We start from the raw sequence: 23,696 nt of genomic DNA, 5'->3' as shown, positions 1-23,696 counted from the left end.
ATACGAGAAAAAGGACGGTTACTGCCAAAACAATCACGTAGATTGCGATGTTTTTCTGATGAAGACGCTTTTCCACGACCGGCAGCTAGCCCTGATTAAATGTACCCACATAGATCGATTTCCGTCGATCATTTAACACGGGCGCGGGGTACAAGCAAAGTCAGTGGCTATTTAGATACACAAATGTGAACATAACGTTAACCTCTTGCTCATACAGACGCAGGCTATCCCCGAAGTTTGCTGGGCCAGACGGGCAATCGAAACCTCTGGCGCATCGTGGATCACCTGTCGGAAAGCCCCCGCGAACGAGAAGAGGAGGCAGAGATTTCCTAAGATGCGATACGCCTTACTTACTTCACACGCAGTCGCTTCAGTTGAATGGCGTTGAACATCGATAGCGTGCTGCCGTCGTGTTTGCTGGTGATGACGACCGGCGAGCCGTTTTTTACCTCGATCGTATACTTCACATACTGGTTTCCTGCTTCGTACTCGCGGTCACGGTAGCGATGGGTGCCGTCGTTCAAAGTCTTCTGACCGGTGTAGGTGGTTCCGCCGGATTGGATCTCGATGGCTGCATTCTGATCAGGGGCATCCCCATGGGCGAAGATGTATGCTTCGTAGATACCAGCCGGCAAGTAGCTCAGCGTGACCGACAAGTCGACGCAGCGGCAGTTGTGATATAGATACGCGTGGTAGACATCCGCCGGGCCAGGTATTCCCCATTCGCCGTCATTCTCAGAGAGTTTCAGCACGACGTCGGTCGGCCTACCATTGGCCATCGGCAGGGCCAGTTTGTCGGTCTCGCGGACATCGACCAGCGTCCACACATCGCCAGGGCCACCAATCACGCCGCGCGGCGGAGAGTTGACTGGGGCACTGCCGAAGTTGATGTTCAGAATGCGATCGGCATGCTTGGATGGCTTTGCTGTCCGCTTGTTAGCCGCTAGATTCTCTGGCACAGGGCCGGCCTTGAGTTCTCCTTGAGCAGGCACACTGGCCGCTTGCTGGAAGATCGCTTCAGGAGCCAAGAGGGGCATCAGGCAGAAGGCAATCGCTACGCCATTCATAGGTTTTACTCCGAGCCGAAGAGGAATGAAGAAGGCTTGCCAGCGAGACGAAATACGCTGCGGATTGGTTTTGTACTTTCCGAAATAAGTGCTGTGGCGAACTAGGCTTCTAAGTCTTCGAATCCCTTCTTGCGCGTGTTGGATCGCGGCAGACGCGTGTCGAGCCATGCGTCGTCGACGAAATCTCCCAGCAGCTTTCTCAGGCAGGTAATCAGAGCCTCGCGGACCCCATCGCGGAAGTCGGCATGTGAGCCGACGATTTCGACCTGGTGAAAACCATTCCAGCTCAGCCACAGTCCCCACTCGTACCGCGCGGCTGAGTCATTCACACGGAGCATCACACGAACGGCCCAGAACGCGCCGAAGCTGTCGCGGAAATCGATCCAGGCGCGGTCCTCGGGTCGGAGGTTCTCGGGGCACCCCAAACCACCTTGGATGGCCGACCCAATTCCGATCAGTCCCAGGGCCATCGCCAACAGGGCTCCGTTGACGGTGACTTCGGTGGTGGCCATCGGCAGATAGGTGTAGGTCATGTTGATCTGGGCGATCACCAGGCATAACGCCGTCGGGCTGAATCGGGTCGGGAAGTTGTTCAGGAAGCCAGCGAGGATGAGCGCGGCGAGAAATATTCCGCCCATCCAGCCAGGGGCAACATGCCCGATGCTGCTGAACGCCCAGACCTGAAAGACCGGCAACCACAGCACCAGCAGAAAGATCGCGACGACCAGTTGCCAAGTGATCCACTGGGGGCGTTTCGAGCCGACCTGCGAAAGCTGCGGACAGAAGAGTGTCATCGCGGCCAGGTAGCGGATTTGGTCTTCGCCTCCGGAAACTTCCTGGGCGTGCATCACGCCGATCACGCACTCGCTGCCGCAAAGCACGACCCAGGCCAACAGCGACCAGGCCCACGGCAGGACGAGTGTCGTCCCGCGGAGTGCCGTGCGTCCACGCCACAACAGCACGACCCCTGCGATGCCCATCAACAGGGACGCAGCGGCCGAGAGCCAGCCAGGATCCAGTATCAGCTGTGCCAAGAGAAACAAAGCGAGTCGTCCAACGGTACGGTCCAACGGAAACGTGAATGTCGCTTCATTCTAGCGGATCGCTCCGCCGGTTTGACCTTCGCCGGGAAAGAGTTCCGCCTGTGACGGTTATTCCGGCCAGGGGCAGTCGTTGGGCCAGGCAGACCCAAACAGTGAGGCAAAATATTTCGATGATGCGTTTGCACAACGCGAAATGCGTGGCATGTTTCGGCAGTGCAACAATTACTCCCTCACTAAACTCCCCCAACCGTTAAGGAACCAAGACATGATCCGAATCGCTACCCTTTCCTGCTTTGTCGTTCTTTCGGCCGTTCAAGTCGCTTCGGCAGGCCTCTGGGATGCCATGACGGTCAGCTACCCAAGTGCTCATGCTCATTTGAGCAGCGAATACGTGGCTGCCTGTGGTGCTGCCGGCTGCAATAGCTGTGGCCACGGCGGATACGTTTGCCAACACCCTTCGATGGGCTGCTGTGCTGACCTGTGGTCAGGTTACTGTGCCGATCGCGGCCAGGGTTGCCGCACCAAGATGCACACCCGCTACCACTGGTTCGCCAAGCCATCGTGCGGCTGCGAAGTCGAAACCACGATGCCATGCTGCGGCGACTACCCCATGTGCGGTTGCAACCACGGCATGCCAGTTAAAGCCTGTGGAAGTGCCTGCACCAGCTGCCTGGGAATGCACGTGCGTGGCTTCTGGGACAAATGCCGTAGCTACGGCCAATGCGGTTGCGGCTCGCCTAGCTGCGATTCGTGCGGCGGTGCCACCGAGATCATCAACCTCGAACAACAGATGCACAGCGTACCGGAAGTCGCTCCAGCGATCGAACCAACCCCAGCCAAGGCAGAAGCAAAAGAAGCACGGCTGATGCCTTCGCTGCAAGCTCTGCTGCCGCTGAACTAACACCAAACCAACGCGACCGGCTCGACCAAGCTACCTGGGGAGTGTGGTTTGCCGCTGAGCCAAAGCGTCTCGCGGGCAGGATCCTGGATGGGATCCTGCCCGTATTTTTTTGCTAGCCGCGATAACCCGACGAAGAAGGCGTGACTGCTAGCACGAAAATACTGGATTTTCCATCCAGAACCAGGAAACATCAGGACGATACTTAATACTGATCGAACACCGGGAGGACGGGACGCAGGACGCGGCCCCGTGAGATCAAAAGGCCAAAGTAGACGACGGAACGACTACTTCTGGCCTTTTTTTATGCGCCCTCAGTAGGCCCCCAAAGAAATTTACTTGATACCCCCCTGACGGCAAACTAAAATCAGCTCGTTCAGGTGACGGAGCACCCCCAATACCTGCTAGGACGGCTTTCAATAGCTACCGCAAAAGGGGTTTCCTCCGTGAATCTAAAATCGACTTTGCTCTCGTCGCTTGGCATCCTGACGCTTTTGATTGCGATTCCTGTTTTCTCAACGCTCTCGGCTCAGGAAGCCGCACCGTCTGCTCCTAAGTCAGAAGTTCGCGGCCGGTTACCAGCTCACTGGAACGATATCGTTACCGAAGATCAGAAGAAGGAAATCTACAAGATCCAGAAGGGCTACCTGGGAAAGATCCAGGAATTGGAAATTGAAATTGCCAAGCTCGAGTCGGCCATGGAAGACGAAGTGAAAGCAGTCCTCACCGATGTTCAACTATCGCGACTCAAAGAACTGATTACCGAAGAAGAGCAGCGCCGCAAAAAGAACGAAGCTGCCAAAGCCGCTGCCGAGAAGGTACTGTCAGGCAGCTAATCACGATTTAGGGGATGGGGGAAGCAAGGAGCACCTTTCGCCAGGGATGGCGAGCTTCCTGCTACATCGGCAAGCGATGCCGCTGAAAGAATTCCCAGATCGCCTGATTCGCATCGAGATTGTGCGTTGTCGGTCCCAACAGCTCTAGGCGGCTCTCTTTCCCAGGCCACGTATGGCCGCCGCCGTGAACTTTCAGTAGAACCACCTCCGCCGAATTTTCTCCGTTGGCGGCATAGGTAAACCGCTCGATCGACGTTCCGTCGTTCACTTCACCAGGAAGGGACTCGACCGAGGGAGTCGTTTGGGCGTGATTCGCGGCGATCCAGTTTTGCATCGCATGGTCGACTGAGTGAAAGTTCAGCTTCGACTTGCTTCTTGAGCCAACCCCACCTTCCCAGCGGACGAACTGGTCGTCCGTTCCGTGGATATGCATCAGGGGGACAGGCCTGCTGGGGTGGCACGTTGGATTGCCCATCGTGCCTCCCACCGGAGCGATCGCCGCGAAACGATCCGAAAGCTTGTCTCCCAGCAGGTACGACATCATCCCGCCGTTCGACATGCCGGTCGCATAGGTCCGCGAGGGATCGATGGCGACGCGCTGCGGGATGTCATTGAGTAATTGCTGCACGAAGTGGACATCGTTGACGTCTTCGCGCTGGGCGTACCCGCAGCACATGCCGGCATTCCAGGTCTTCATCGTGGGGAGGCGACCGGTGCCGTTAGGGAAGACCGTTACAAACCCTTCGCTATCGGCGTAGTCGTTCATCTCGCAGAAGCGAACCATCGTTGGGGCATTCGATAGCCCGCCGTGAAAGACGAAGACCAGCGGCCAGCCCTCTTCTGGCTGACTAGCCTGGGTGGGAATGTACACCCAGAATTCCCGTTCGCGATCGTCCACATCGATCGTTAGTCGGTGACGCCCTGAAGCCAGTTCCTTGATAGGTGTCGTCGTCATGATCTCTTTCGGGAAAAACTAGGCAGGCTGTTTCTTGGCGTCGAGAATGGCTCGCTGCAGCTCTTGCATGGTGACAATACCAATCGGCACGCCGCTGCGGCTGACCACCTTGGCCATCAATTCGCCGGAGCTATGCAACTGCGTAATGGCCGAGATACAACTTTCGCTTGCTTTAACTTCCGGCAGCGGATGATAGTTCTCGATCTCTTCCCCTTCCCCCATGTACAGGTCGCAGATGCGAACGTATCCGATGGGAATGGTACGCTTGCCTTGCGTTTCGACAATCGGAATGACCGAAATCTGCTTGCGTTTGGCAACGCGGATGAGGCTGTTCACCTTGGAACCGACCCTGGCAGTCCATACGCGGGAGAGAGGTGTGGCAATGGAGGTAACGCGGCGATTTGCCACCCCGAAAACCCCTTGGGCCACACGCCGCTGAGCCTTGTTCAAAATGCCGAACTCGCCACCTTCTTCCAGGAAGTCTTCCAGTTCGGTCCGAGCCAGCGCCAAGCGAACCGTTTCCGGAGATTCACCCAGCAGCGTTTGCAGCGCTCGTCCCAAGACCCACAACAGAGCCGAACAAGGAGCAAACAGAATCGTAAACACCACAAATATCCAACCTGTGCGGCGAAGCAGGAAGTTGGGTGCTCGGTAGAAGAAGTATTTGGGTAGCAGTTCGCCATAGACGAACAAGAATGGTGCCATTACCAGCGGCAACGCCATTTCGGCAGTCGAGTTTCCCGGGAAGGTAGCCTGGGTAAAAAGGACAATCGAAAGCGAGACCATGTAGTTGGCGACATTATTGCCAATGAGTGTGGTTGCGACGAACAACGCCGGGTGATTTGTCAAAAATAACAGGAAACGAGACAGCCAGTCTCCGCCCAGACCATCCAGCACCAGGCGAACGCGAGTCACGCGATAGAAACCCGTTTCCGAGCCGCTGAAGAACGCGCTGAGAAACACACCGAGGATAAACAGGAATGCGATCATACCCATGGCGTCACTCTTCCTCCTGACGCATGGTCAAGCGAACCAGAATGTGCCCTTCAGAGTGCTGCTCGATCACCTCGAATTGAAACGGCCCCCATTCGACGACATCTTCCACTTCAGGAATGTGCTCCAGTTCTTCCTGCAGTATTCCGTTGATCGTCGCGTGCCGTGTTTCAGGAAGTTCTACGTCGAAGTGCTTCGCCAGGCGGCGTACGCTGGTCATGCCTGAGACCAGGTACGAACCATCTTCCTGCTCTTCGAATGTCTTCCGCTGCAGGATGCGTTCGCTGCGTCCATGGGCATACGAGAAGATCGTTTCCATCATGTCTCGCAGGGTGATCACGCCGATCGTTTCCCCCAGTTCGTTGACCACCGCGGCGACTTCGTTTTCGGTGGACAACATCTGCTGAAACACTTCCGAGGCCTTGGCACACCAGGGAAAGACCAATACTTCCTGGGCGTGGTCTTCCAGGTTGCTGGAAGGAAGTTCCGTGGCATCGACCAGGTTGATCGCGCTGACAACGTCGTCTCCTTGTTCGTCGGAGATCAGCAGGTACCCGCTGGGGGTCATTTCCGCATCGAGGTCTTTCAGCGCCACCGGCGGATGAAACATCTTGAAACGCATCCGCGGCCGCATCATTTCCTGGGCCAGCGAGTCAGACAAGCTCACGATGCCGCGCAGGGCCATTTCTTCCTGCTCGAGCACGGTGCTGCTTTGCATCGACATCTGAATCGCACGTTCCAGGTCGGAAACCTGCATGTACGGTTCGGCCTCGAAGCGTGGCCAGATCAAACGTTGCGAAAGGGTGCTCACGCCCCGCATGACTGGGCGAATCGGATCGATCACGCGTACGGCAAATGCAACGGGAACCGCCAGAAATGCGGCCAAGGCCGGAGCACGCAGCACGGCCAGGCTCTTGGGGAGCATTTCACTGAAGAAGATAATCACCAACAACGAAACGGTTGAGAAGATGGTGGCGTAGGTCGATCCTACCGTGTTTTGCAGCCGCAGACCGACGATCGAAGCGACGGCAAAGTAGGCCACGTTGACCATCAGGTTCCAAAACAAGATGGCCGACAGCAGCCGGTCCGGGTCGCTTAGCAGAGAAGCCGCGGCACGCTGAGCCGTTGTTCCCTTGCGAAAGCGTTTGCGATCTTCCAGCTTTAGATAAAAGAACGCCGCTTCCGATGCGGAGAACATCCCAGAGCAGGCGACCAACAGCAGCATTGCCACCAACCAGGGTGCAATGGCCACAATGACGTCCAACCCGCCGCTCCTTTCCGATGAATCGTTGTTGCGAATCTACGCTTTGACTACCCGTCGCACCTAGTCTTCGTCGTTCCCTGAACGACGGCCGACCTCGATGTCGAATTGGCTGATGGCCGGGATCAACATCGTGATGGTCGTAAAACCATACGCGAGTACCGTCGCTAAAGCCACCTCGAAACCTTTCCCCAGCAGGAAGCTGACGATCGCAAAGAACGAGATGCCTGGCAACAGCAACGTCGACATGAGGATCGCATTGGATGGGTTTCGATAACCGATGGCCACGTACAAGCCCAAACCACCGCCAGCCACAAAGCCCAGAAACGGGAAGAGCTGAAAGTGGAAGGACTCGGTAAAACTGATCATCAGCAAGATACACGTTATCACGCCGAGAAACAAAAAGAAGACCGTCCCCAGGCTCACGCCGATCGCCGTGCGGCTGTTGGCGTAGGTCATACCGCAGTGCAGACCCAACATGGTGACGAAGAAATACATCGTCACCAGGCCGGCCGATACGAATAGGAAGCTATCCAACTGCATCGCCCCGGCAATCCAGAGATACGCCGTCACAGCCAGCGGTGCCAGAATCATCTCGCGCGTGACCCACATCACTCCCCATAACTTACCGAAAGTAAACTCTTTGGGGGTCAGGTCGGTCACCAGCAGCAGGTCGAGAGCCTGGCCGTCTCGTTCGTTCGTCACGGAAGTCACGGCCAATGCGTTCACAATCACCAGGCTGATCAGGTACAGCGGCACGATACCCCAGGCAATCGGTGGAATCGTCGTACCGAGTTGATCACCACGGTAAACGGCCGTGCCAGCGGCAACCATACCGTAAAGCATATAGGTCGCGGCGACTGCCAGGGCCAGGTAAACGAACTTGATGATCAACACCTTGCGGCCATAGGCCCAGGTCTGCGTTTCTCGCCAGAGGATCGGGTTATCCCAGACCTGGCGGTGATCGATTTTGACCTCGGTGGTGCGGGCATCGACGTGCCCGGAGCGGCGCTGTTCGTTAGCGGCGTTCTGGTCGGCAGCCGCGTCCATCTTGGCCATATCGTGCTCAGCACCCCAGATACTCTCTTCGAGCTGCTTCGCTTCCATTTCCTTGCCGCGGCGGGCTTCTCGCGAAGGGTTCCAGACACGAACCAAGCCAATCGCAATGCCGTTCATGATCACGATTCCCAGCGACATGATCAAAACATGCAGGCCGATCACCCCGCCGATCATGGCCAGGTTGCCTTCGGCGGTGGGAAAGGGATTGGCGGCTTCCATGACGGCCCAGATTGGATTGATAGCAGTGGCCCAGTCGGCAGCGGAGATCCCCAGCAGTCGATCAAACAGAACGCGCTGCGAAACGACGACGCTGAAACCAAGCAGCACCGTGATCAACATGGCGGTCAGGGCGAGTGTCTGGAAGGTTTTTTCCCGCCACAAGGCGATCGTGCTGCCGATACTGCCGGCGGCGAGTGCCGTGATGAAGGTCACCAGCAGCACACGGAAGACCTGCCCTGCCGAGACCCCACCAAACAGGAACAGGGCACAGAAGACCGGGGCCGCTGCCATGATCAGGGCAAACACGTTGATCAGGCTGGCCAGCATCTTGCCCAGAACCAGCTCGGAATTGTTGAGCCGGGTCATCAGCAGCAGGATCAGTGTCTTGCGGTCCTTCTCTTGAGCGACCGCTCCGGCAGCACTGAAGGCCGCAAAGAAAATCACCAGGCAGAGCTGAATGGGAGCCAAAATATGGAAGATGCTCGCCCCAAAGCGTGCCATATCTCCAACGCTGGCAATCACTTGCGTTCCTGCGAGTACCAGCCAGGCGGTGCACATCAACAGGAATAAAGCCGCCACGTAGACCGCACGGTAGACGTAAAACTTACTGCGACGCGGCGTTACAGCCGCTTCACGGGTAAAAACCGGACCGATGAACAAGTCCAGACTCCCAAACAGGTTACGTGATATTGGGGAAACCAGTCATTATAACACGGGCAGGTAAAACGAAACCCTTCGCTTGATCGGCTGGTTCAATTTAAGCGAATCTTCGTAATTTGGAGGAATCGACCCAAGAGCCTGCCGGGCATTCGACCGAAGGGATTCGAGGAATTAATTTTCGGAAATGAGACAATAATCGTCTCTGCTTATCTCTCTTACTTCTAGATGCCACCTGGCGACCGTGGCGTGATTGGACATCAAGGCGTTGACTTCACCTGCACCCCAACGGCTCAGCGAAGCCGAGATAGCCGATTTGCATGCATTGTATGCGGAAGAGCTGCGCAGGTTCCTGTGGGGTGTTGTGGGGGAAGCCAGCCTGGTCCAAGACATCATCCAGATAACCTTTCGGAAACTGGTTGAAGTCGGCCACGAAACCCAAGCCGAGAGTCGCAAGGCTTGGCTGTTTCAGGTTGCCTACCGCGAAGCCCTCGCTCAACGCCGGCGAAGTGCGACGCAAAAGAAGGTGCTGGAAACCCTCCACGAAGATCCTCGCCGAAATGAAGATGGCCTGCCGGTCGATCCCCTGGTCGCCCAGGAAACGGCTGATTCGGTTCGCCAAGCCATCGGAGAGCTTTCGCCGGAACTGCAACAGGTTCTGCGAATGCGGATTTACGAAGACAAGACGTTCGCTCAAATCGCTGAAGAGCTCGACATTCCGTTGGGCACCGCACTCGGGCGAATGCGAAACGCAATGATCAAGCTGCGCGGCAAGTTAGCTTGGATCGAGCGTGAACGCTAACCTTAACTCACGAAGCAGACATGATTCGTAGCACCCAGCAGAACGAACACCCCGCCGATGACGATCGCTTCCTGGAAGCGATGCGGTATCTCCTGGATGAAATGTCGGGAGAAGAAGCCGAGCGATTCGAAGCGGACTTGGCCACCGACCAATCGCTCCGCGAACTGCTGGCCGAAGCCGTTCTGCTCACGCAAGCAAGTTACCAGGCGTATGTGCCTCAGACCGTTTCCCAGGAGCCTGTCGAGGTTGCCTCACCCGGCAATGTGGCTCCTGGAAACGGGTTTCGGCTGCGTGTGCTGCTGTCGTTGGCTGCCTGCTTGATTGTCTTTGTGCTTAGTGGCCTTGTATTTGTCTCGAACGCATACCGAACCAGCTATCCGGCAGCCGCCAACGTGGACAGAGAAGGCATTCAACTAGCGGCTGCCTGGGTGGAAAACATCGAGGATGACACCGACGTCCTGGCCGAACCGTGGGCCGACTTGCCTGAAGAGGAAGACAACTTCTTCGAGCAACTGCTGGTAAGCACGCCGGAGAATCCTCCGAGCTGGATGCTCAAAGCACTCGCTGCTCAGCAGGAAACCGAATCCGAGACACCGGCTCTGTAATGACCTTTCCCAAGAAGACCACGATCCCGTTTCGATCCGTTATGAATATTGCCTCGCGAACTCACTGCCTTCTCCTTGCTACTTGCCTGGCAGCGCTTTGCGCGCTGAGCTGGTCGGGGGCGGCAGTTGCACAGGATCGCACCGTGCCGGTTTCGGCCGTGAAGCCAGACGCAACGCGTCGCCAGATCGCCCAGGCCCCCATGGCGGATCAGCGCATTTCGGTCGTGGAACGTCAACGCCGCGAGGAAGTCGCACTCGCGTTCGCCAAGAAACATCACCCAGAACTCGAGAAACTTCTGCGACAGTTGCGGGGTATGGACCAGAAGGAATATGGCAAAGCCATACGCGAACTTTATCGAGTAAGCGAACGGCTCAGCCTCCTCGAAGAACGGGCACCGCACTTCTACCAGGTGCAACTCGATTTGTGGAAAGCAAACAGCAGCGCCACGCTGCTGGCCGCACGATTGCAACTGAATCCCGGTAACGAAGACCTCCGTCAGGAGTTTCGTGCCGCACTTCAGCGGAAATTTGAAACACAAATCCGCGTCAACGAAGAAGAGCTGGCACGCGCTCGCGAACGAGTCCAACGACTCGAACAAAACCTCGAACGTCTGGAACGGGACGGCCCGCAGATGATCGAGCGGCAAATGCGTCAACTGACGCCCAAGACCAAACCTAGTTCTTAGTAAACCACCAGGTGCTTTTCGCACCACCAAGCCAATACACCTTACAACCGACCATGACCCCCCATCTCCACGCGAAGGATAGCAACTCCATGAAAGCCACTTTCGCTCGCTTCTGTCTCTCGTTATTCGCCCCGGCGATTGCCTTGGCGACCGTGGCCCCGCTTTCCGCGGAGTCGCTCGGAGACGAACGACCTTCCGGCAAAGTCATGCCCACGATCATCGAGCGTTTCACGCCTGAAGACGTTGCCGAGACGCCTGACTTTCAGAAGCACGTCTCGCCATTGATGGGCCGCTTGGGCTGCAATGGCCGCAGCTGCCATGGTTCGTTCCAGGGACGTGGCGGGTTCATGCTCTCGCTGTTTGGTTACGACTTCAAAGCGGATCATGCCGCGATCACCGAGGGGGACGACCCACGTGTCGACACCGACTCGCCTGATGAAAGCATGCTCATCTACAAGCCAACCGATGAAGACATGCACGAAGGGGGCAAGCGTTACGAACTGAACAGCTGGGAACACCGCGTTCTGCATAATTGGATCAAGGATGGGGCGAAGTTCGACGCGTCGCACGTGGCTGTCCTTGAGAAGCTGCAAGTTACGCCGGAAGAAATCGTCTTCCGCAATCAAGACCAATCGGAACCCCTGCGTGTTATCGCCCACTGGGCCGACGGCACCAAAGAAGACGTCACCCCACTGTGCCGTTTCACAACGAACGACGACCAGGTTGCTGCGATCAACGGCGACGGCATCGTCACCAGCGGCGAAGCAGGCGACACGCACGTTGTCGTCGCTTATGACAAGGCAGTCGTGGCCATTCCCGTTCTGCACCCGGTCAGCAAGTTGATCGGCGAGAACTATCCCGCCGTTCCAACGCCAACCAAGATCGATGAACTCGTCGTTCAGAAGCTGAAGAAAATGGGCATCGTCCCTTCTGATCTGGCATCGGACGAACAGTTCCTTCGCCGAGTGAGCCTCGACATTGCCGGGACTTTGCCTTCGCCGAGTGAGATCCGCGCGTTCGTGGCCGATAAGGACCCTGCCAAGCGTGAGAAGAAGATCGACCAGCTTCTTGATACTCCGGCCTACGTTGCCAAGATGACCACTTTGCTGTGCGACATCACCGGCAACAACGACCAGCAACTGGTCAACGTGTCGCCGATGCGAGTCGGACCAGCGCAGGAATGGTACGACTGGATCTACGATCGTGTTGAGAAGAACACTCCGTACGACGAAATCGCCGCCGGAATCGTGCTGGCTCGCAGCCGCCTGGAAGGGGAGAGCTACCGCGAATTCTGTGAAGAGATGAGCGACATGTACCGCGACGGAGGCTCTTTCGCCGATCGCGACTATATGACGCACTACTGGGCTCGCCGCGAATTCCGCGAACCAGAAGAACGGGCCATTGCTTTCGCTTACGCGTTCATGGGCGTGCGGATTCAGTGTGCCCAGTGCCATAAACACCCGTTCGATGTCTGGTCGAAGAATGACTTCGACGAGTTCAAGACCTTCTTCACCGGTGCTCGGTTCGCTACTCAGCCGCCACGCTTCGACCAGGATGGCTTTGCTCAGTACGAAGAAATCCTCGAAAAGCTTGATATCGACAAGAGTCTGAAAGGGAATCAGCAGCGTCGCGAGTTCGCGAAGGAACTGCAAAAGGGAAAGACCGTTCCCTTCCCGGAACTTGTCGTGATGCCGGTCAGCAACATCAGCCGCAATGCGAAGAACAACAAGAACCGCAAAGGGCTCCCTTCGCGTTCGCCTGAGGCCCGTGTTTTGGGTGAAGACGCGATCGACCTTCGCGATTACGAAGACGTCCGCCAGCCGGTCATGGAATGGCTTCGCGGGAAGGACAACCCTTACTTCGCTCGCGCCATCGTCAATCGTATCTGGGCAACCTACTTCAGCGTGGGTATCGTTCATCCGACCGACGACTTGAGCCTGGGCAATCCTCCAAGCAACGAACCTCTGCTGGATTACCTGGCCAAGGGCTTCATCGAGCACAACTACGACCTGAAGTGGGTTCATCGCGAAATCGCCCTGAGCCGTACCTATCAGCTCTCGTGGGTCCCGAACGAAACCAATCGTCTCGACACCCGTAATTTCAGCCGCTCGGTACCACGTCGTCTGCCGGCGGAAGTCGCCTACGACATCATTCAGCAGGCTACTGCGGGGGACGATTCGATGGGAACGTACCTGACCAACATTGAAGACCGTGCCATTTCGATTCCCGGCACGCGGATTCAAGGGAACGCTTCCTATCCGCTGCAGATCTTCGGACGTAGCGAGCGGGCCAGCAACTGTGACTGCGATCGCAGCATGGAAGCGACCCTCCTGCAAACCGTCTTCCTGCAGAACGACTTCAGCCTGCACGCTTCGATGGCCAGCAGCGACAGTTGGATCGGCCAGGTCGAGAAGTCAATGAAGCCGCCGATCGACAAGAAATCGACCGAAGTCGGCAAGATCCAAGCCCAAATCAAACGCTTGTACGAGCAAATGGGTAACGGTCGAGCCGTGGCCGAACGCATGGCAGCCAATGGCAACCCAGAAAAGGCGAAAGAGATTCGCCAGAAGCTGGCAGCCGGCAAGAAGCGTTTAGAGGTTTTGCGAGCTGAATTGGAACGGGCCCAGCGCAAGCAAGAGAAGGAAAAGGCCGCCCCAGCTGCATTCGATTCTCCGGCTGAAATGGTAACTGAGGCCTACCTCCGCACACTCAGCCGCGAGCCAAGCGAAAAGGAGATGACCATTTCGTTGGCTCACCTGCGAAGCGCCGACGAGCCCGTCGACGGTCTGCACGACCTGATGTGGGCCCTGCTGAACACCAAGGAGTTCATCGTTAATCATTAGTGACTTGTTCCCTCTCCCCCGCAGACGGTGGAGAGGGGACTAAATTGAGCCATGCCAACGAAGACGCCAGCATGGCTCCCTAACATCCCACTGAAAACTTCAAACTCATACATCTAGGATCACCCGTATGCCCATCAATCAAACATGTGACGGAGTACGCCGCCGCGACTTTCTGAAAGTTGGCGTCATGGGCGGCATTGGTCTGAATTTGGCTTCTTATCTTTCCTTGGCTGAAGCCGGAGAAGTCTCTGGCGGCGGACAAGCGAAGGCCGGTATTTTCATCAATCTGAACGGTGGACCGACCCATATCGACACGTTCGATCCTAAGCCGGAAGCACCAAGCGAATACCGTGGCGAGTTCAAGCCGATCAAGACCAACGTCCCCGGCATTGAACTGAGCGAACACCTACCCAAGCTGGCCCAGCAAGCCGACAAGTATGTCGTCATGCGGGGTGTCTCGCATACGCTGGCCGCCCACCAACTGGGTACCGAATACGTCAACACCGGCACGCGTCCGATTGCTTCGCTGCAGTACCCCGCTTACGGTTCGATCGTGAGCAAGGAACTGGAAACGCCGGAAGACCTTCCTCCATTTGTCGCCATTCCTCGTAGCGCCCAATCGGCAGGCTACCTGGGCGTGAAGTACGCTCCGCTGGCGACCAACAGTACGCCTCGCGCAGGTCAGGCTTATTCGGTGCGCGGAATAAGCCTGGCCGGCGGGCTGACAATCGACACGGTTGAACGTCGCCACAAGCTGCTGGCCGAGCTGGACCAAACCTTCGCTGGGTTTGAATCGGACGATCAACTGCTGGATGGTTTGGATCGTTTCAGCCACCAGGCCCATGCGATCATCACCTCCAAGCGAGCTCGCGACGCGTTCGATATCTCGAAGGAAAGCCCGGCGTTCGCCAAGAACTTCGAGCAAGACGACTTCAGCATGAGCTGCTTGTTGGCCATTCGTCTGATCGAAAGTGGTGTCCGTTTCGTTACCATCACCAACGGTGGATGGGACACCCATCAAGACAACTTTGCTCGTTTGAAGGATAGTCTGCTTCCGAAGCTGGACAACGGCCTGGCAGCGCTCTTCAATGGACTTCACAGCAAGGGCATGTTGGATTCGACCGGCGTGTTTGTGACCGGCGAGTTCGGTCGTACGCCGAAGATCAACGGCCGCGGCGGTCGCGATCACTATCCTCGCTGCATGACCATGTTGATGGCTGGCGGCGGTGTTCGCGGCGGTCAAGTCGTTGGCGAAAGCGACGACAAGGCCACGTTGCCGAAGGACGGTGTTGGGATCAAGCCGGACGATGCGGCTGCCTCGTTCTTCTATAACCTCGGCATCGATCACACCAAGGAATACCACACGACTACCGGCCGACCGATCACCATCGTGCGTGACGGGCAGGTTATCCGCCAACTCTTCTCGTAAGAGGAGCCGAGGCATTTTCGCGTTTCACACTTCGTATCTTTTCCCCCTTACCATTTCGGAGTCCCTGTAGTATGTCTCGTTGTCACACCCTGTTGATGTTCGCCCTGGTGGCGGTCCTGTCTGTCGGTACCGCTTTGGGCGCAGACGATGCCAAGCCGAAGAAGAAGCAAGCCAAGGCTCCGCAGCGCGGAATCTTCGCTGAAGTTCTGAAGCTCGACTTGAGCGAAGAACAAAAAGAAAAGGTCACTGCAATCCAGAAGGAACTCGGTCCTAAGCTGGCCGAACTGACCAAAGCCGTTGGTCTGACCAAGGAAGATCGTGAAGCTCGCATGGCTGCAATGAAGGAAGCCAAAGAAAAAGGTCTCAAGGGCAAAGAAGCGCAAGAATACATCAGCGCCAAGGCTCCTCTGACCGACGAACAAAAGGCCGCCCAGAAGGCTGTCACCGAGTTGAACGGCAAGATCCGTGAAAAGCTGGCCAGTGTTCTGACCGATGAACAAAAAGAGAAACTCGGCCTCAATAAGAAGAAGCCGGGTGCGAATAAGAAAAAGAAGAACGCCGAATAGGCTTCTCGCCTTAGCATGTCGGCGATGGCCAAGTGTCGTCGTCGGTCAGCACCTTCGCGAAGCGGACCGGACGTGTTTCGGTCCGCTTTTCTGTTTCTTGAACGTAAAATTTCCCTACAACCGGCAAAATCGGCACGAAACCGAGCTTGTCGGATGATCCCCCGGTTGGCGATGATTCTCTCTGCCGCGTAACCTAAACTATCCCATGAGTTTCTTTCGCTATTTATTAAGTCGATCCCCCATGCCCCAGCCGTGGAAAAATCAAGGCCTTGGCCTGATCGTGCTGCTCGTCCTGCTAGGACTGGCCATGATCTACGTCCCTGGCTGGGTTGCCGACATCATTCGCGAAGGGAACGACCTGGGCACCGTCGGCAAATGGGTCTACTTCTCCATCGTCGGCACGGGCGCAGCCCTGCTTCTGGGGCTGGCTGGGTGGGGCATCTGGACTCTAGTCATTGCCAAGATTCAAAAAGACCGACGCCGCGAAATGCGGAATCGCAACCCCAACGAACTAACGCCAGACCAACGGCGAGCCGAGTTGAAAGAGAACCTGGAAAGCATCTCGGACCTGCGCGACGAGATGGCCGACGGCGACTTCCGCGACACGGTCGACCCGATGATCGATCGCATCGAAGAGAAGCTGGTTGGGGGCAACCTCGAGATCATTGCCTTCGGCACGATCAGCAGCGGGAAGTCGTCGCTGCTCAATGCGCTGGCCGGACGTGATGCATTCAGCACCGACATCGTGGGGGGCACGACCGTTCGCCGTAACCAGGTCGACTGGCCCGGTAACAACAAAGTGCAGCTGATCGATACGCCAGGGCTCGGGGAAGTCGACGGAAGCATCCATCAGGAAATTGCCACCCATTCTGCTCAAGACGCCGACATTGTCCTTCTGGTGGTCGATGGTCCACTGCGGCATAGCGAGTTCCAACTGCTGGAACTGCTCGCCAAGATGGAGAAGCGAGTGCTCGTCTGCCTGAACAAGGAAGACTGGTTCACCGATACCGACAAAGCCAAGCTCCTGCAGCAGATCACTCAGCAAACCAAAGATATCGTTCAGGCCGACGACATCCTTTCGGTCCGCAGCCGTTCGACCAAGCGAAAGCGCGTTCGCGTCCTGCCCGATGGCACGGAGACCGAAGAAGAAGTAGACGTCCCGCTGAGTATCGAACCCCTTGCGCGGCGCATGATGCAAGTCATCAAGAAGGACGGCACCGACCTTTTGCTGGCCAATCTACTGACGCAGTCTCGCGGACTGGTCGAGAAGGCCCGCAAAGAGGTGGAAGACTCGATCGATCGCCAGGCCGATCAGCTGATCAACCGATATATGTGGGCCTCAGGCGGAGCTGGTGCATTAACCAACCCATTGCCGGTACCAATGGTCGAACTGGCAGCCGGAGTTGCCATTTCCACCAAGATGGTAATGGACCTGGCCAAGATCTATCGCCAGCCGGTCGACCTGGACCTGGGTGTCAGCCTGCTGGGCCAGATGAGCAAACAATTCATCGGCTATTGCGGCGTACAAGTAGCTGCCCCGTTCGTGGCCTTAGCGATTGGCTCGATGATCAAAACGGTTCCCGGCATCGGAACCGTATCGGGCATGCTGCTCAACAGCATTGTGATGGCCCTGGTCACCCGTTGGATTGGCAACGTCTTCATGGTCTACTTCAAACACGGAATGCAAGAGCCTGAGGGGGGGCTGGCTGGCCTGGCCCGTCGCGAGTGGGACAAGGTCACCGATTCCGCATACCTGCGTAAACTGGTTCAGGAAGCCCGACAACGTTATGTCGAACGAAAGTAACGACAACCTAACCCCTGATCTGCCGCCAAACGGCGATTTGCCCGTCGATTCAGGCGTTACTACTGCACAGCCTGAACCGATGTCGGCTGACGATCGCCGCTACGTTGACGCGCTGCAGTCGGTACGCCATACGCTCGACCGATTTCGCGGCTGTAGCGATCAGGAAAAAGAACTTTTGCGGCGAGATCTCAGTCAGCTCCAGAATATGGAAACGAAGCTGACCAGTGGCCGCGTCGAGATCGTCGTATTTGGCGAAATCAGCACCGGCAAATCGGCTTTGATCAATGCCTTGGTCGGCAAGGCCGTTACCCAGGTTGATATCCAAGGGGGCTGGACCAAGGAAATCTGGCATGTTGCCTGGGAAGGTGCCGGTTACCGCATACCTGGTCTCGCAGATAGCGAAGTCGTGCTGATCGATACGCCTGGCATCAATGAAGTAGGGGGTGCCGATCGTGGCGAAATGGCCCAAGACACCGCTCGTCAGGCCGATGTAATCTTGTTCGTTATCGACTCGGACATGAACGAGACCGAGTATTCGGCCCTGATGTCCTTGGCCAATGTCAACAAGCCAATCATCGTCGTGCTCAACAAGATCGATCAGTATTCCCCCCGCGAGCGAGAGCGGCTGGAAGAGATTCTCAACGAGCGTCTGGCCGGTATTATTCCGCCGGAGAGTATCGTCGAGACGGCGGCTCAGCCGAAGGAAGTTGAATATATCATTCAACAGGCCGACGGTACCGAACGCAGCGAGTGGCGTACGCCGCCGCCCAAGGTCGAAGACCTGAAGCTACGTCTGCTGGAAGTGCTGGAAGAAGACGGCCTAGGACTGCTGGCCTTGAACGCGGCGATGTATGCCGCCGATAAGTCGGACCGAGTCGCTTCGTTAAAAGTGAAGATCCGCGAGCACCGCGCGAACCAAACGATCTGGAGTTTCGCCGTGGTGAAAGCGACCGCGGTGGCTGTGAACCCCGCCCCGGTATTCGACGTGCTGGGTGGCAGCGCGGTCGATATCGCCATGCTCCGAGCCTTGGCGCACATCTATGGCATCGAGATGACCTGGTCGAACATTGAAAAGCTGGCCACCAGCATTCTTCAAGCAGCCGGCTGGACCATCACTGCGGAACTAGGAACGCACGCACTGAGTTCCGTCGTGAAAACACTCACTCTCGGCTGGGGCACCGTTCTGACCGCTGTTCCTCAAGGTGGTGCCGCCGGATATGGTAGCTACATCGTTGGCAAAGCAGCCAAGTATTACTTCGAGCACGGTGCCAGTTGGGGCGACGAAGGCCCCAAGACGGTCGTGAAGCGGATCCTGGAAGAGACCGATAAGAAGTCGGTAGTGCAGGACCTGAAGGAAGAGATTCAGAAGAAACTGCATCTGAACCGGCATTCCGGCAGCGGGAGTTAGCTGCTACGTCGCCGAATGCTTCTGTTCGATCTGCTCAATCCCTAGCTCGATCATCTGCTTGAGTATGTCCGTGTCGATGTCGGCTAAGTGTTTGATGTAGAGACATCCCTTGCCGGTCTTGTGCTTCCCCAGTTTTTCCAGCAACGGAGCCATTTGCTGGATGTCGCACGTCAGGTACAAGCTGATTTGATTTTTGCGTGGGGCGAAGCCGACGATCATGATGTCCCCTTCATGCCCCGAGGCGTACTTGTAGTGGTACGTGCCGAAGCCAACGATACTGGGGCCCCACATCACGGCCCGTTCGCCGGTGGCTGCGCGCATCATCTTGGATAGCTGCTTACAGTCTTTCCTCTGCTGCGGGTCTTCCAGTGTGTCAATGAACTTTGCAGCACTCTCTTTGGTTGGTTTGGTTTTGTTTTCCGCCATCGCTCACCACACTCCGTCTGCACCCAGCAAACCATCCAACACAAAACAGGCTCCAACAATGCAAATCGCGATTGGGAAGAAATAGATGTAACCTGCTGCAAGCCCGGCGACCAACCATCCTCCTCCACCCAAAAGACAAAGCATCCCAATCGCAACGTTATGCCACTTGAAGCCCCAGCCAGGCTCTTCATCAAAATCGTCCACGATTGAATCCCTATTGCCGTTGGCCAATCAATAAGTTGAAATCGATGTCTCAAGATACAGAAAGCGGTGGCCTGTTTCCAATGTTTTTCTCCGAAACATACCCCCGCTAGAAGCCACTTGGCCCTTCGACATCTTGTCATGCTTAATGGCAAAGAATTACGTCCCCCAGGAAACCCCAACATGCAACCTACCTACGAAGAACTCGCCAAGATGATCGATCACTCGCTGCTGCACCCGACCATGACGGACGAGCAGCTGGAAGCTGGTTGTCAGGCCGCGGTTCAATACGGCGTTGCATCGGTTTGTATCAAGCCCTACTACGTCCGCCGAGCGGCCGAACTGCTTGAGGGTAGCGGAGTGCTGGTGGGAACGGTCATCGGCTTCCCTCACGGCAGTAATCTCACCGAAATCAAGCGTCACGAAACCGAGCTGGCCTGCCAGGACGGTGCGGTCGAGATCGATATGGTAATCAACATCGGCAAAGCCCTCAGTGGCGACTGGGAGTACGTTCAAACAGACATCCAGGCCGTCTGCAACGAAGCCCACAAGCATGGGGCGAAGGTCAAGGTGATCATCGAAAACGATTATCTCAACAGCGGCGGCGGTGGCCTGGATGCGGACGCACTCAAACAGAAGCTATGTCAGATGTGCGAAACCGCCGGTGCCGATTGGGTGAAAACCTCCACCGGCTTCGGCTTCGTCAAACAGGCCGATGGCGGATACAACTACCAAGGGGCAACGGAACACGACCTGAAACTGATGCGTGAAGCTGTTTCCGAAACCGTGCAGGTCAAAGCGGCCGGCGGGGTTCGCGACTTGAAGGGGCTTATCCGTGTCTGGGAACTCGGCGCATCACGCTGCGGCACGAGTGCGACGTCGCAAATCCTTGATGCCTACGGCAAAGGGGACACCAGTGGCAGTGCCAAGCTGGGTGGAGGGGGCTACTAATACTCGCCGTACCCGAGTACCGCTTGGTAGAATGAACTAGATACGTTCTGCTTCATTCGATTTCCTGCCACGATCATGCTTCGACTTGCCCTGCTCTCGATCTTACTGCTCACCTTGGAAGTGACGGGATCGCTCTGCGCGCAAGAGACCTACTTCAGCGACGTCCCGCTGGGGATCGACTGGATTATCGTGCCGGAAGATAACCCCATGTCGGCCGCGAAGATCGAGCTAGGCAAGCAGTTGTTCTTCGATACGCGGCTATCTGGCAACGGCACCGTTAGCTGTGCCAGTTGCCACGACCCCAACAAAGGTTGGGCCGACGATCGGAAGTTTACGCCGGGAGCCCACGGCCAGCTCACCTCGCGTAATGTCCCCAGCATTGTGAACGTGGGGCTGCATCGCACGTTTTTCTGGGATGGGCGGGCCCCTTCCCTGGAAGTGCAAGCCCTGGCTCCGATGACCAATCCGGCCGAAATGGATATCAGCCTGACCGAACTCGAAAATCGACTTCGCAATATCGATGGCTATCGATCGCAGTTTCAAACAGTATTTGCGGACGGGGTTACGGCGCAGAATGTCGCCAAGAGCCTGGCCGCGTTTCAGCGGACGATTGTCGCTGGAGAAACGACTTACGATCGCTTTCGAGGAGGGCATGCCGATGCACTCGAAGGAGAAATCGGCCGCGGCAGTGGAATCTTCTTTGGCAAAGCGAACTGCGGCAATTGCCACATCGCCAAGGTTTACACGGACCATAAGTTTCACAACATCGGTACCGGCCTCAGCGACACGCAGCAAGATCAAGGCCGGGCCGGGCACACCGGCAAACCTGAGGACATCGGCAAGTTTCGCACTCCCCTGCTCCGCGATCTCGCGTTGACGGCCCCATACTTTCACGATGGCAGCAAAGCAACGCTGGAAGAGGTGGTCGACTTCTACAACGAAGGGGGCGGTAAGAATCCTCGACTCGATCCGCATATCGTGCCCCTGAACCTCACGCCGGAAGAAAAGAAGGCACTGGTGACTTTCCTGCGCGAAGGACTACGCAGCAACGCCTATCCGCAGATCGAGAAGCCGACGCTGCCCAAGTAATCGCTACTTATCGGCGTCAAGACACTCAAGCTCGGTGTAGAACATGGCAGCCGGATTGATGCGGTTCGCTTCCAGAAATGCTTCTCGCTCACGGACGACCTCGGTCTGGGCCAGTGCCGGTAAGACAATGCCCCAGATCGCCGTGATACAGAGTCCGGTCACGGCGAGAGCGATCCAACCGCGGTAGTTTGGATCCGACTTCATTACGAACCCCACGGAATGACTTTGAACGCCAGGTAGGCCATTGCCAGAGTTAAAATTAGATTCAGCGTCTGACCACAAATATACAGGATCAACGGTTTACCACCGTGAAACTGTGACGAAAGCTGGCGGAAATTCAGATCGATGCCAATGCAGATAAAAGCCAGGCAGAACAGCCAGCCGCGGAGCTCTTTGGTAACGGATGTCGTCGCCGTGACCAGCATCTCCCCTTCGCTCGAAGAGGCGTAGATGAGCGAGGCGATGATCGATGCTCCGATGAAGCCGAGTACGAATTTCGGAAAGCGTTTCCAGATTTCGCCCGCTCCGATTTTAGGAGCCTCTCCCTCTTCGCCATCCGAGCGAGTCGTCCAGTAAACGGCGACACCAAACGCAATCACGCCGATGAGAATGTTCTGAATCATCTTCACGGTAGCGGCGACTTCCAGTGCAGTATCCCCCAGAAGACCACCTGCGACAGCCACAGCCCCGGTCGCGTCGATCGTTCCGCCGATCCATGCTCCGCCCAGTTCCTGATCGAGCCCCATCGAGGTAATCAGCATGGGCATGACAGCCATCATCACCGCCGTAAAGCACAGCGAGAGACCAATCGCCACGGACAGTTCTTCCTTTTTCGCTTTGCACGCGGCCGCCGTCGCGATGGCCGCCGACACGCCGCACACCGACATATCGGCCGAGATCGTCATATTGAGCGAGGCGGACTTCATCTTCAGGATTTTCTGACCGAACCAGAACGTGGTGATCAGCACAATCGGCGTCACCACCCAGGCCACCATGATGCCTGGCATACCCATGGCCAGCAGACGACTGAAAAGGACTTCAGCCCCCAGCAAGACCAAGCCCGTCTTAATGTACAACTCGGTCCGCATGGCGGCCTCGCCCAGTTCGCCGAAGGCCTTTTTGCCAATCGTATTGCCGATGATCAAACCGACGACCAGCGCCCACAGGGCATACTCCAGGTTGTAGTTCTTGATTACGGACTGACCTGCCAGGACATAGGCGATCAAAGCCAGCGCGAACAGGATCAGAAAGCCATAAATGAAAGCCGCCGGGGTAGCCTGGGGACGCATGAAGAGGGACAGCGATGCCATGACCACGCACAGGATCACTAGCGCACCGATGGTGCCGGGCCAAGTGACTTTGGGTTTGTCGGCTGTTCCGGTGAACGCGACAATCGGATTCGATTCCCAACCACCCGGCTTGCTGACGAAGGGCTTCAAGGGGTTGGCGATCGCGGTGACCGTCCCATCTTCGACGGTTCTTTTCCCAAGCGTCAGCGTCGCCGCGAAACATAGAATCAGCAGTAACATGCCGACCACGATGGCGATGACATCTTCCGAAAGACCCGAGCGTTTTTCAGGCGAAGGAGCAGGTGCGCTGTCGGTTTCGTTCATGGTGTGATAGAGAGAGGGAGGCTGTTGGCGGGCGATTCATGCACTGAAAATATAACCAAATCGTTAAGACTTCCCAAGGCGAAAGGGCGCAAGATTGGCTGCTTCGCGGCGAATCCCCCCCTAGAATGCGTTGTAAGTGAAGGAAAAGGAAAATCAACCACCCCTTGTGACAACTTTCTCCCTAGCATCGCTGCAAGGAACGCCGCTGGTACAGTAGAATGCGAAATGGCAAATCCCCCTCGCAGGACGGACAACGCATTGATAGAGGGGATGATGCTATTATCG

Annotated in this window: 22 protein-coding genes; 12 read left to right on the top strand and 10 right to left on the bottom strand. The window is 56.6% G+C overall.

Going from position 1 to position 23,696, the window contains the following annotated elements; genetic code table 11:
* Positions 1-350: 350 nt before the first annotated feature.
* The gene (locus tag C5Y96_RS04390; RefSeq protein ID WP_105350308.1) at positions 351-1,067 is read right to left on the bottom strand and encodes a hypothetical protein; all 717 of its coding nucleotides are present in this window, start codon (positions 1,065-1,067) and stop codon (positions 351-353) included.
* 101 nt (positions 1,068-1,168) lie between these two features.
* Positions 1,169-2,137, bottom strand: coding sequence for a hypothetical protein (locus C5Y96_RS04385; protein ID WP_105350307.1), 969 nt, complete (start codon positions 2,135-2,137; stop codon positions 1,169-1,171).
* Positions 2,138-2,375: 238 nt separating this feature from the next.
* Here C5Y96_RS04385 and C5Y96_RS04380 point away from each other — a divergent pair, with 238 nt between their 5' ends.
* Positions 2,376-3,011: a hypothetical protein gene (locus C5Y96_RS04380; protein ID WP_105350306.1), complete on the top strand. Its 636-nt coding sequence runs from the start codon at positions 2,376-2,378 to the stop codon at positions 3,009-3,011.
* Between the two features lie 443 nt (positions 3,012-3,454).
* Positions 3,455-3,844 (top strand): hypothetical protein, encoded by a 390-nt coding sequence (locus C5Y96_RS04375; RefSeq protein ID WP_146115511.1) that lies wholly within the window; start codon positions 3,455-3,457, stop codon positions 3,842-3,844.
* 61 nt (positions 3,845-3,905) lie between these two features.
* Here the strand turns inward: C5Y96_RS04375 and C5Y96_RS04370 are convergent, their stop codons facing one another.
* From C5Y96_RS04370 to C5Y96_RS04355, 4 genes are read right to left on the bottom strand one after another with little or no spacing between them, the layout of a single operon-like run.
* Positions 3,906-4,799, bottom strand: a complete 894-nt coding sequence (locus C5Y96_RS04370) for an alpha/beta hydrolase family esterase (protein ID WP_105350304.1) — start codon at positions 4,797-4,799, stop codon at positions 3,906-3,908.
* A gap of 18 nt (positions 4,800-4,817) precedes the next feature.
* Positions 4,818-5,795 (bottom strand): CNNM domain-containing protein, encoded by a 978-nt coding sequence (locus tag C5Y96_RS04365; protein WP_105350303.1) that lies wholly within the window; start codon positions 5,793-5,795, stop codon positions 4,818-4,820.
* 4 nt (positions 5,796-5,799) lie between these two features.
* Positions 5,800-7,056, bottom strand: a complete 1,257-nt coding sequence (locus tag C5Y96_RS04360; RefSeq protein WP_105350302.1) for a CNNM domain-containing protein — start codon at positions 7,054-7,056, stop codon at positions 5,800-5,802.
* Between the two features lie 60 nt (positions 7,057-7,116).
* Positions 7,117-8,991: an ABC transporter permease subunit gene (locus tag C5Y96_RS04355; protein WP_105350301.1), complete on the bottom strand. Its 1,875-nt coding sequence runs from the start codon at positions 8,989-8,991 to the stop codon at positions 7,117-7,119.
* A 265-nt stretch (positions 8,992-9,256) separates the two neighbouring features.
* Between C5Y96_RS04355 and C5Y96_RS04350 the strand changes: the two genes are divergently transcribed.
* The 8 genes from C5Y96_RS04350 to C5Y96_RS04315 all read left to right on the top strand — a co-directional run bounded on the left by C5Y96_RS04350 (position 9,257) and on the right by C5Y96_RS04315 (position 19,131).
* Positions 9,257-9,790 (top strand): RNA polymerase sigma factor, encoded by a 534-nt coding sequence (locus C5Y96_RS04350; RefSeq protein WP_158261091.1) that lies wholly within the window; start codon positions 9,257-9,259, stop codon positions 9,788-9,790.
* Between the two features lie 20 nt (positions 9,791-9,810).
* Positions 9,811-10,395, top strand: a complete 585-nt coding sequence (locus C5Y96_RS04345; protein ID WP_105350299.1) for a hypothetical protein — start codon at positions 9,811-9,813, stop codon at positions 10,393-10,395.
* Between the two features lie 143 nt (positions 10,396-10,538).
* On the top strand, positions 10,539-11,081 hold the full coding sequence (locus C5Y96_RS04340) for a hypothetical protein (RefSeq protein WP_146115510.1): 543 nt from the start codon (positions 10,539-10,541) through the stop codon (positions 11,079-11,081).
* 89 nt (positions 11,082-11,170) lie between these two features.
* Positions 11,171-13,924 carry a DUF1549 and DUF1553 domain-containing protein gene (locus tag C5Y96_RS04335; protein ID WP_105350297.1) on the top strand — a complete coding sequence of 918 codons (2,754 nt, stop codon included), beginning with the start codon at positions 11,171-11,173 and terminating at the stop codon, positions 13,922-13,924.
* A 127-nt stretch (positions 13,925-14,051) separates the two neighbouring features.
* Positions 14,052-15,353 carry a DUF1501 domain-containing protein gene (locus C5Y96_RS04330; RefSeq protein WP_105350296.1) on the top strand — a complete coding sequence of 434 codons (1,302 nt, stop codon included), beginning with the start codon at positions 14,052-14,054 and terminating at the stop codon, positions 15,351-15,353.
* 71 nt (positions 15,354-15,424) lie between these two features.
* The gene (locus tag C5Y96_RS04325; RefSeq protein WP_105350295.1) at positions 15,425-15,919 is read left to right on the top strand and encodes a hypothetical protein; all 495 of its coding nucleotides are present in this window, start codon (positions 15,425-15,427) and stop codon (positions 15,917-15,919) included.
* A 241-nt stretch (positions 15,920-16,160) separates the two neighbouring features.
* Positions 16,161-17,723, top strand: coding sequence for a YcjF family protein (locus C5Y96_RS04320; protein WP_158261090.1), 1,563 nt, complete (start codon positions 16,161-16,163; stop codon positions 17,721-17,723).
* On the top strand, positions 17,707-19,131 hold the full coding sequence (locus tag C5Y96_RS04315) for a YcjF family protein (protein ID WP_233198778.1): 1,425 nt from the start codon (positions 17,707-17,709) through the stop codon (positions 19,129-19,131). The genes C5Y96_RS04320 and C5Y96_RS04315 overlap by 17 nt, the downstream gene beginning before the upstream one ends.
* Positions 19,132-19,134: 3 nt before the next feature.
* Here the strand turns inward: C5Y96_RS04315 and C5Y96_RS04310 are convergent, their stop codons facing one another.
* Positions 19,135-19,557, bottom strand: coding sequence for a DUF1801 domain-containing protein (locus C5Y96_RS04310; RefSeq protein WP_105350293.1), 423 nt, complete (start codon positions 19,555-19,557; stop codon positions 19,135-19,137).
* A gap of 3 nt (positions 19,558-19,560) precedes the next feature.
* Positions 19,561-19,761: a hypothetical protein gene (locus tag C5Y96_RS04305; RefSeq protein ID WP_105350292.1), complete on the bottom strand. Its 201-nt coding sequence runs from the start codon at positions 19,759-19,761 to the stop codon at positions 19,561-19,563.
* Positions 19,762-19,941: 180 nt separating this feature from the next.
* On the opposite strand from C5Y96_RS04305, the gene deoC reads away from it, so the two are divergent.
* Complete coding sequence (deoC, locus tag C5Y96_RS04300; RefSeq protein WP_105350291.1) at positions 19,942-20,709, top strand: deoxyribose-phosphate aldolase; 768 nt, start codon at positions 19,942-19,944, stop codon at positions 20,707-20,709.
* Positions 20,710-20,784: 75 nt separating this feature from the next.
* Complete coding sequence (locus tag C5Y96_RS04295; protein ID WP_105350290.1) at positions 20,785-21,798, top strand: cytochrome-c peroxidase; 1,014 nt, start codon at positions 20,785-20,787, stop codon at positions 21,796-21,798.
* 3 nt (positions 21,799-21,801) lie between these two features.
* Here C5Y96_RS04295 and C5Y96_RS04290 read toward each other — a convergent pair whose 3' ends face one another.
* Together C5Y96_RS04290 and C5Y96_RS04285 are read right to left on the bottom strand one after the other, a co-directional pair.
* Complete coding sequence (locus tag C5Y96_RS04290) at positions 21,802-22,002, bottom strand: hypothetical protein (RefSeq protein WP_105350289.1); 201 nt, start codon at positions 22,000-22,002, stop codon at positions 21,802-21,804.
* Positions 22,002-23,411 carry a YeiH family protein gene (locus C5Y96_RS04285; protein ID WP_105350288.1) on the bottom strand — a complete coding sequence of 470 codons (1,410 nt, stop codon included), beginning with the start codon at positions 23,409-23,411 and terminating at the stop codon, positions 22,002-22,004. The genes C5Y96_RS04290 and C5Y96_RS04285 overlap by 1 nt, the downstream gene beginning before the upstream one ends.
* Positions 23,412-23,696 lie beyond the last annotated feature (285 nt).

Source organism: Blastopirellula marina, assembly GCF_002967715.1.
In the GTDB taxonomy this organism is placed as follows: domain Bacteria; phylum Planctomycetota; class Planctomycetia; order Pirellulales; family Pirellulaceae; genus Bremerella; species Bremerella marina_B.
Note: the sequence above shows the minus strand (reverse complement) of the source record. Positions and strands in the feature narration are given on the sequence as shown.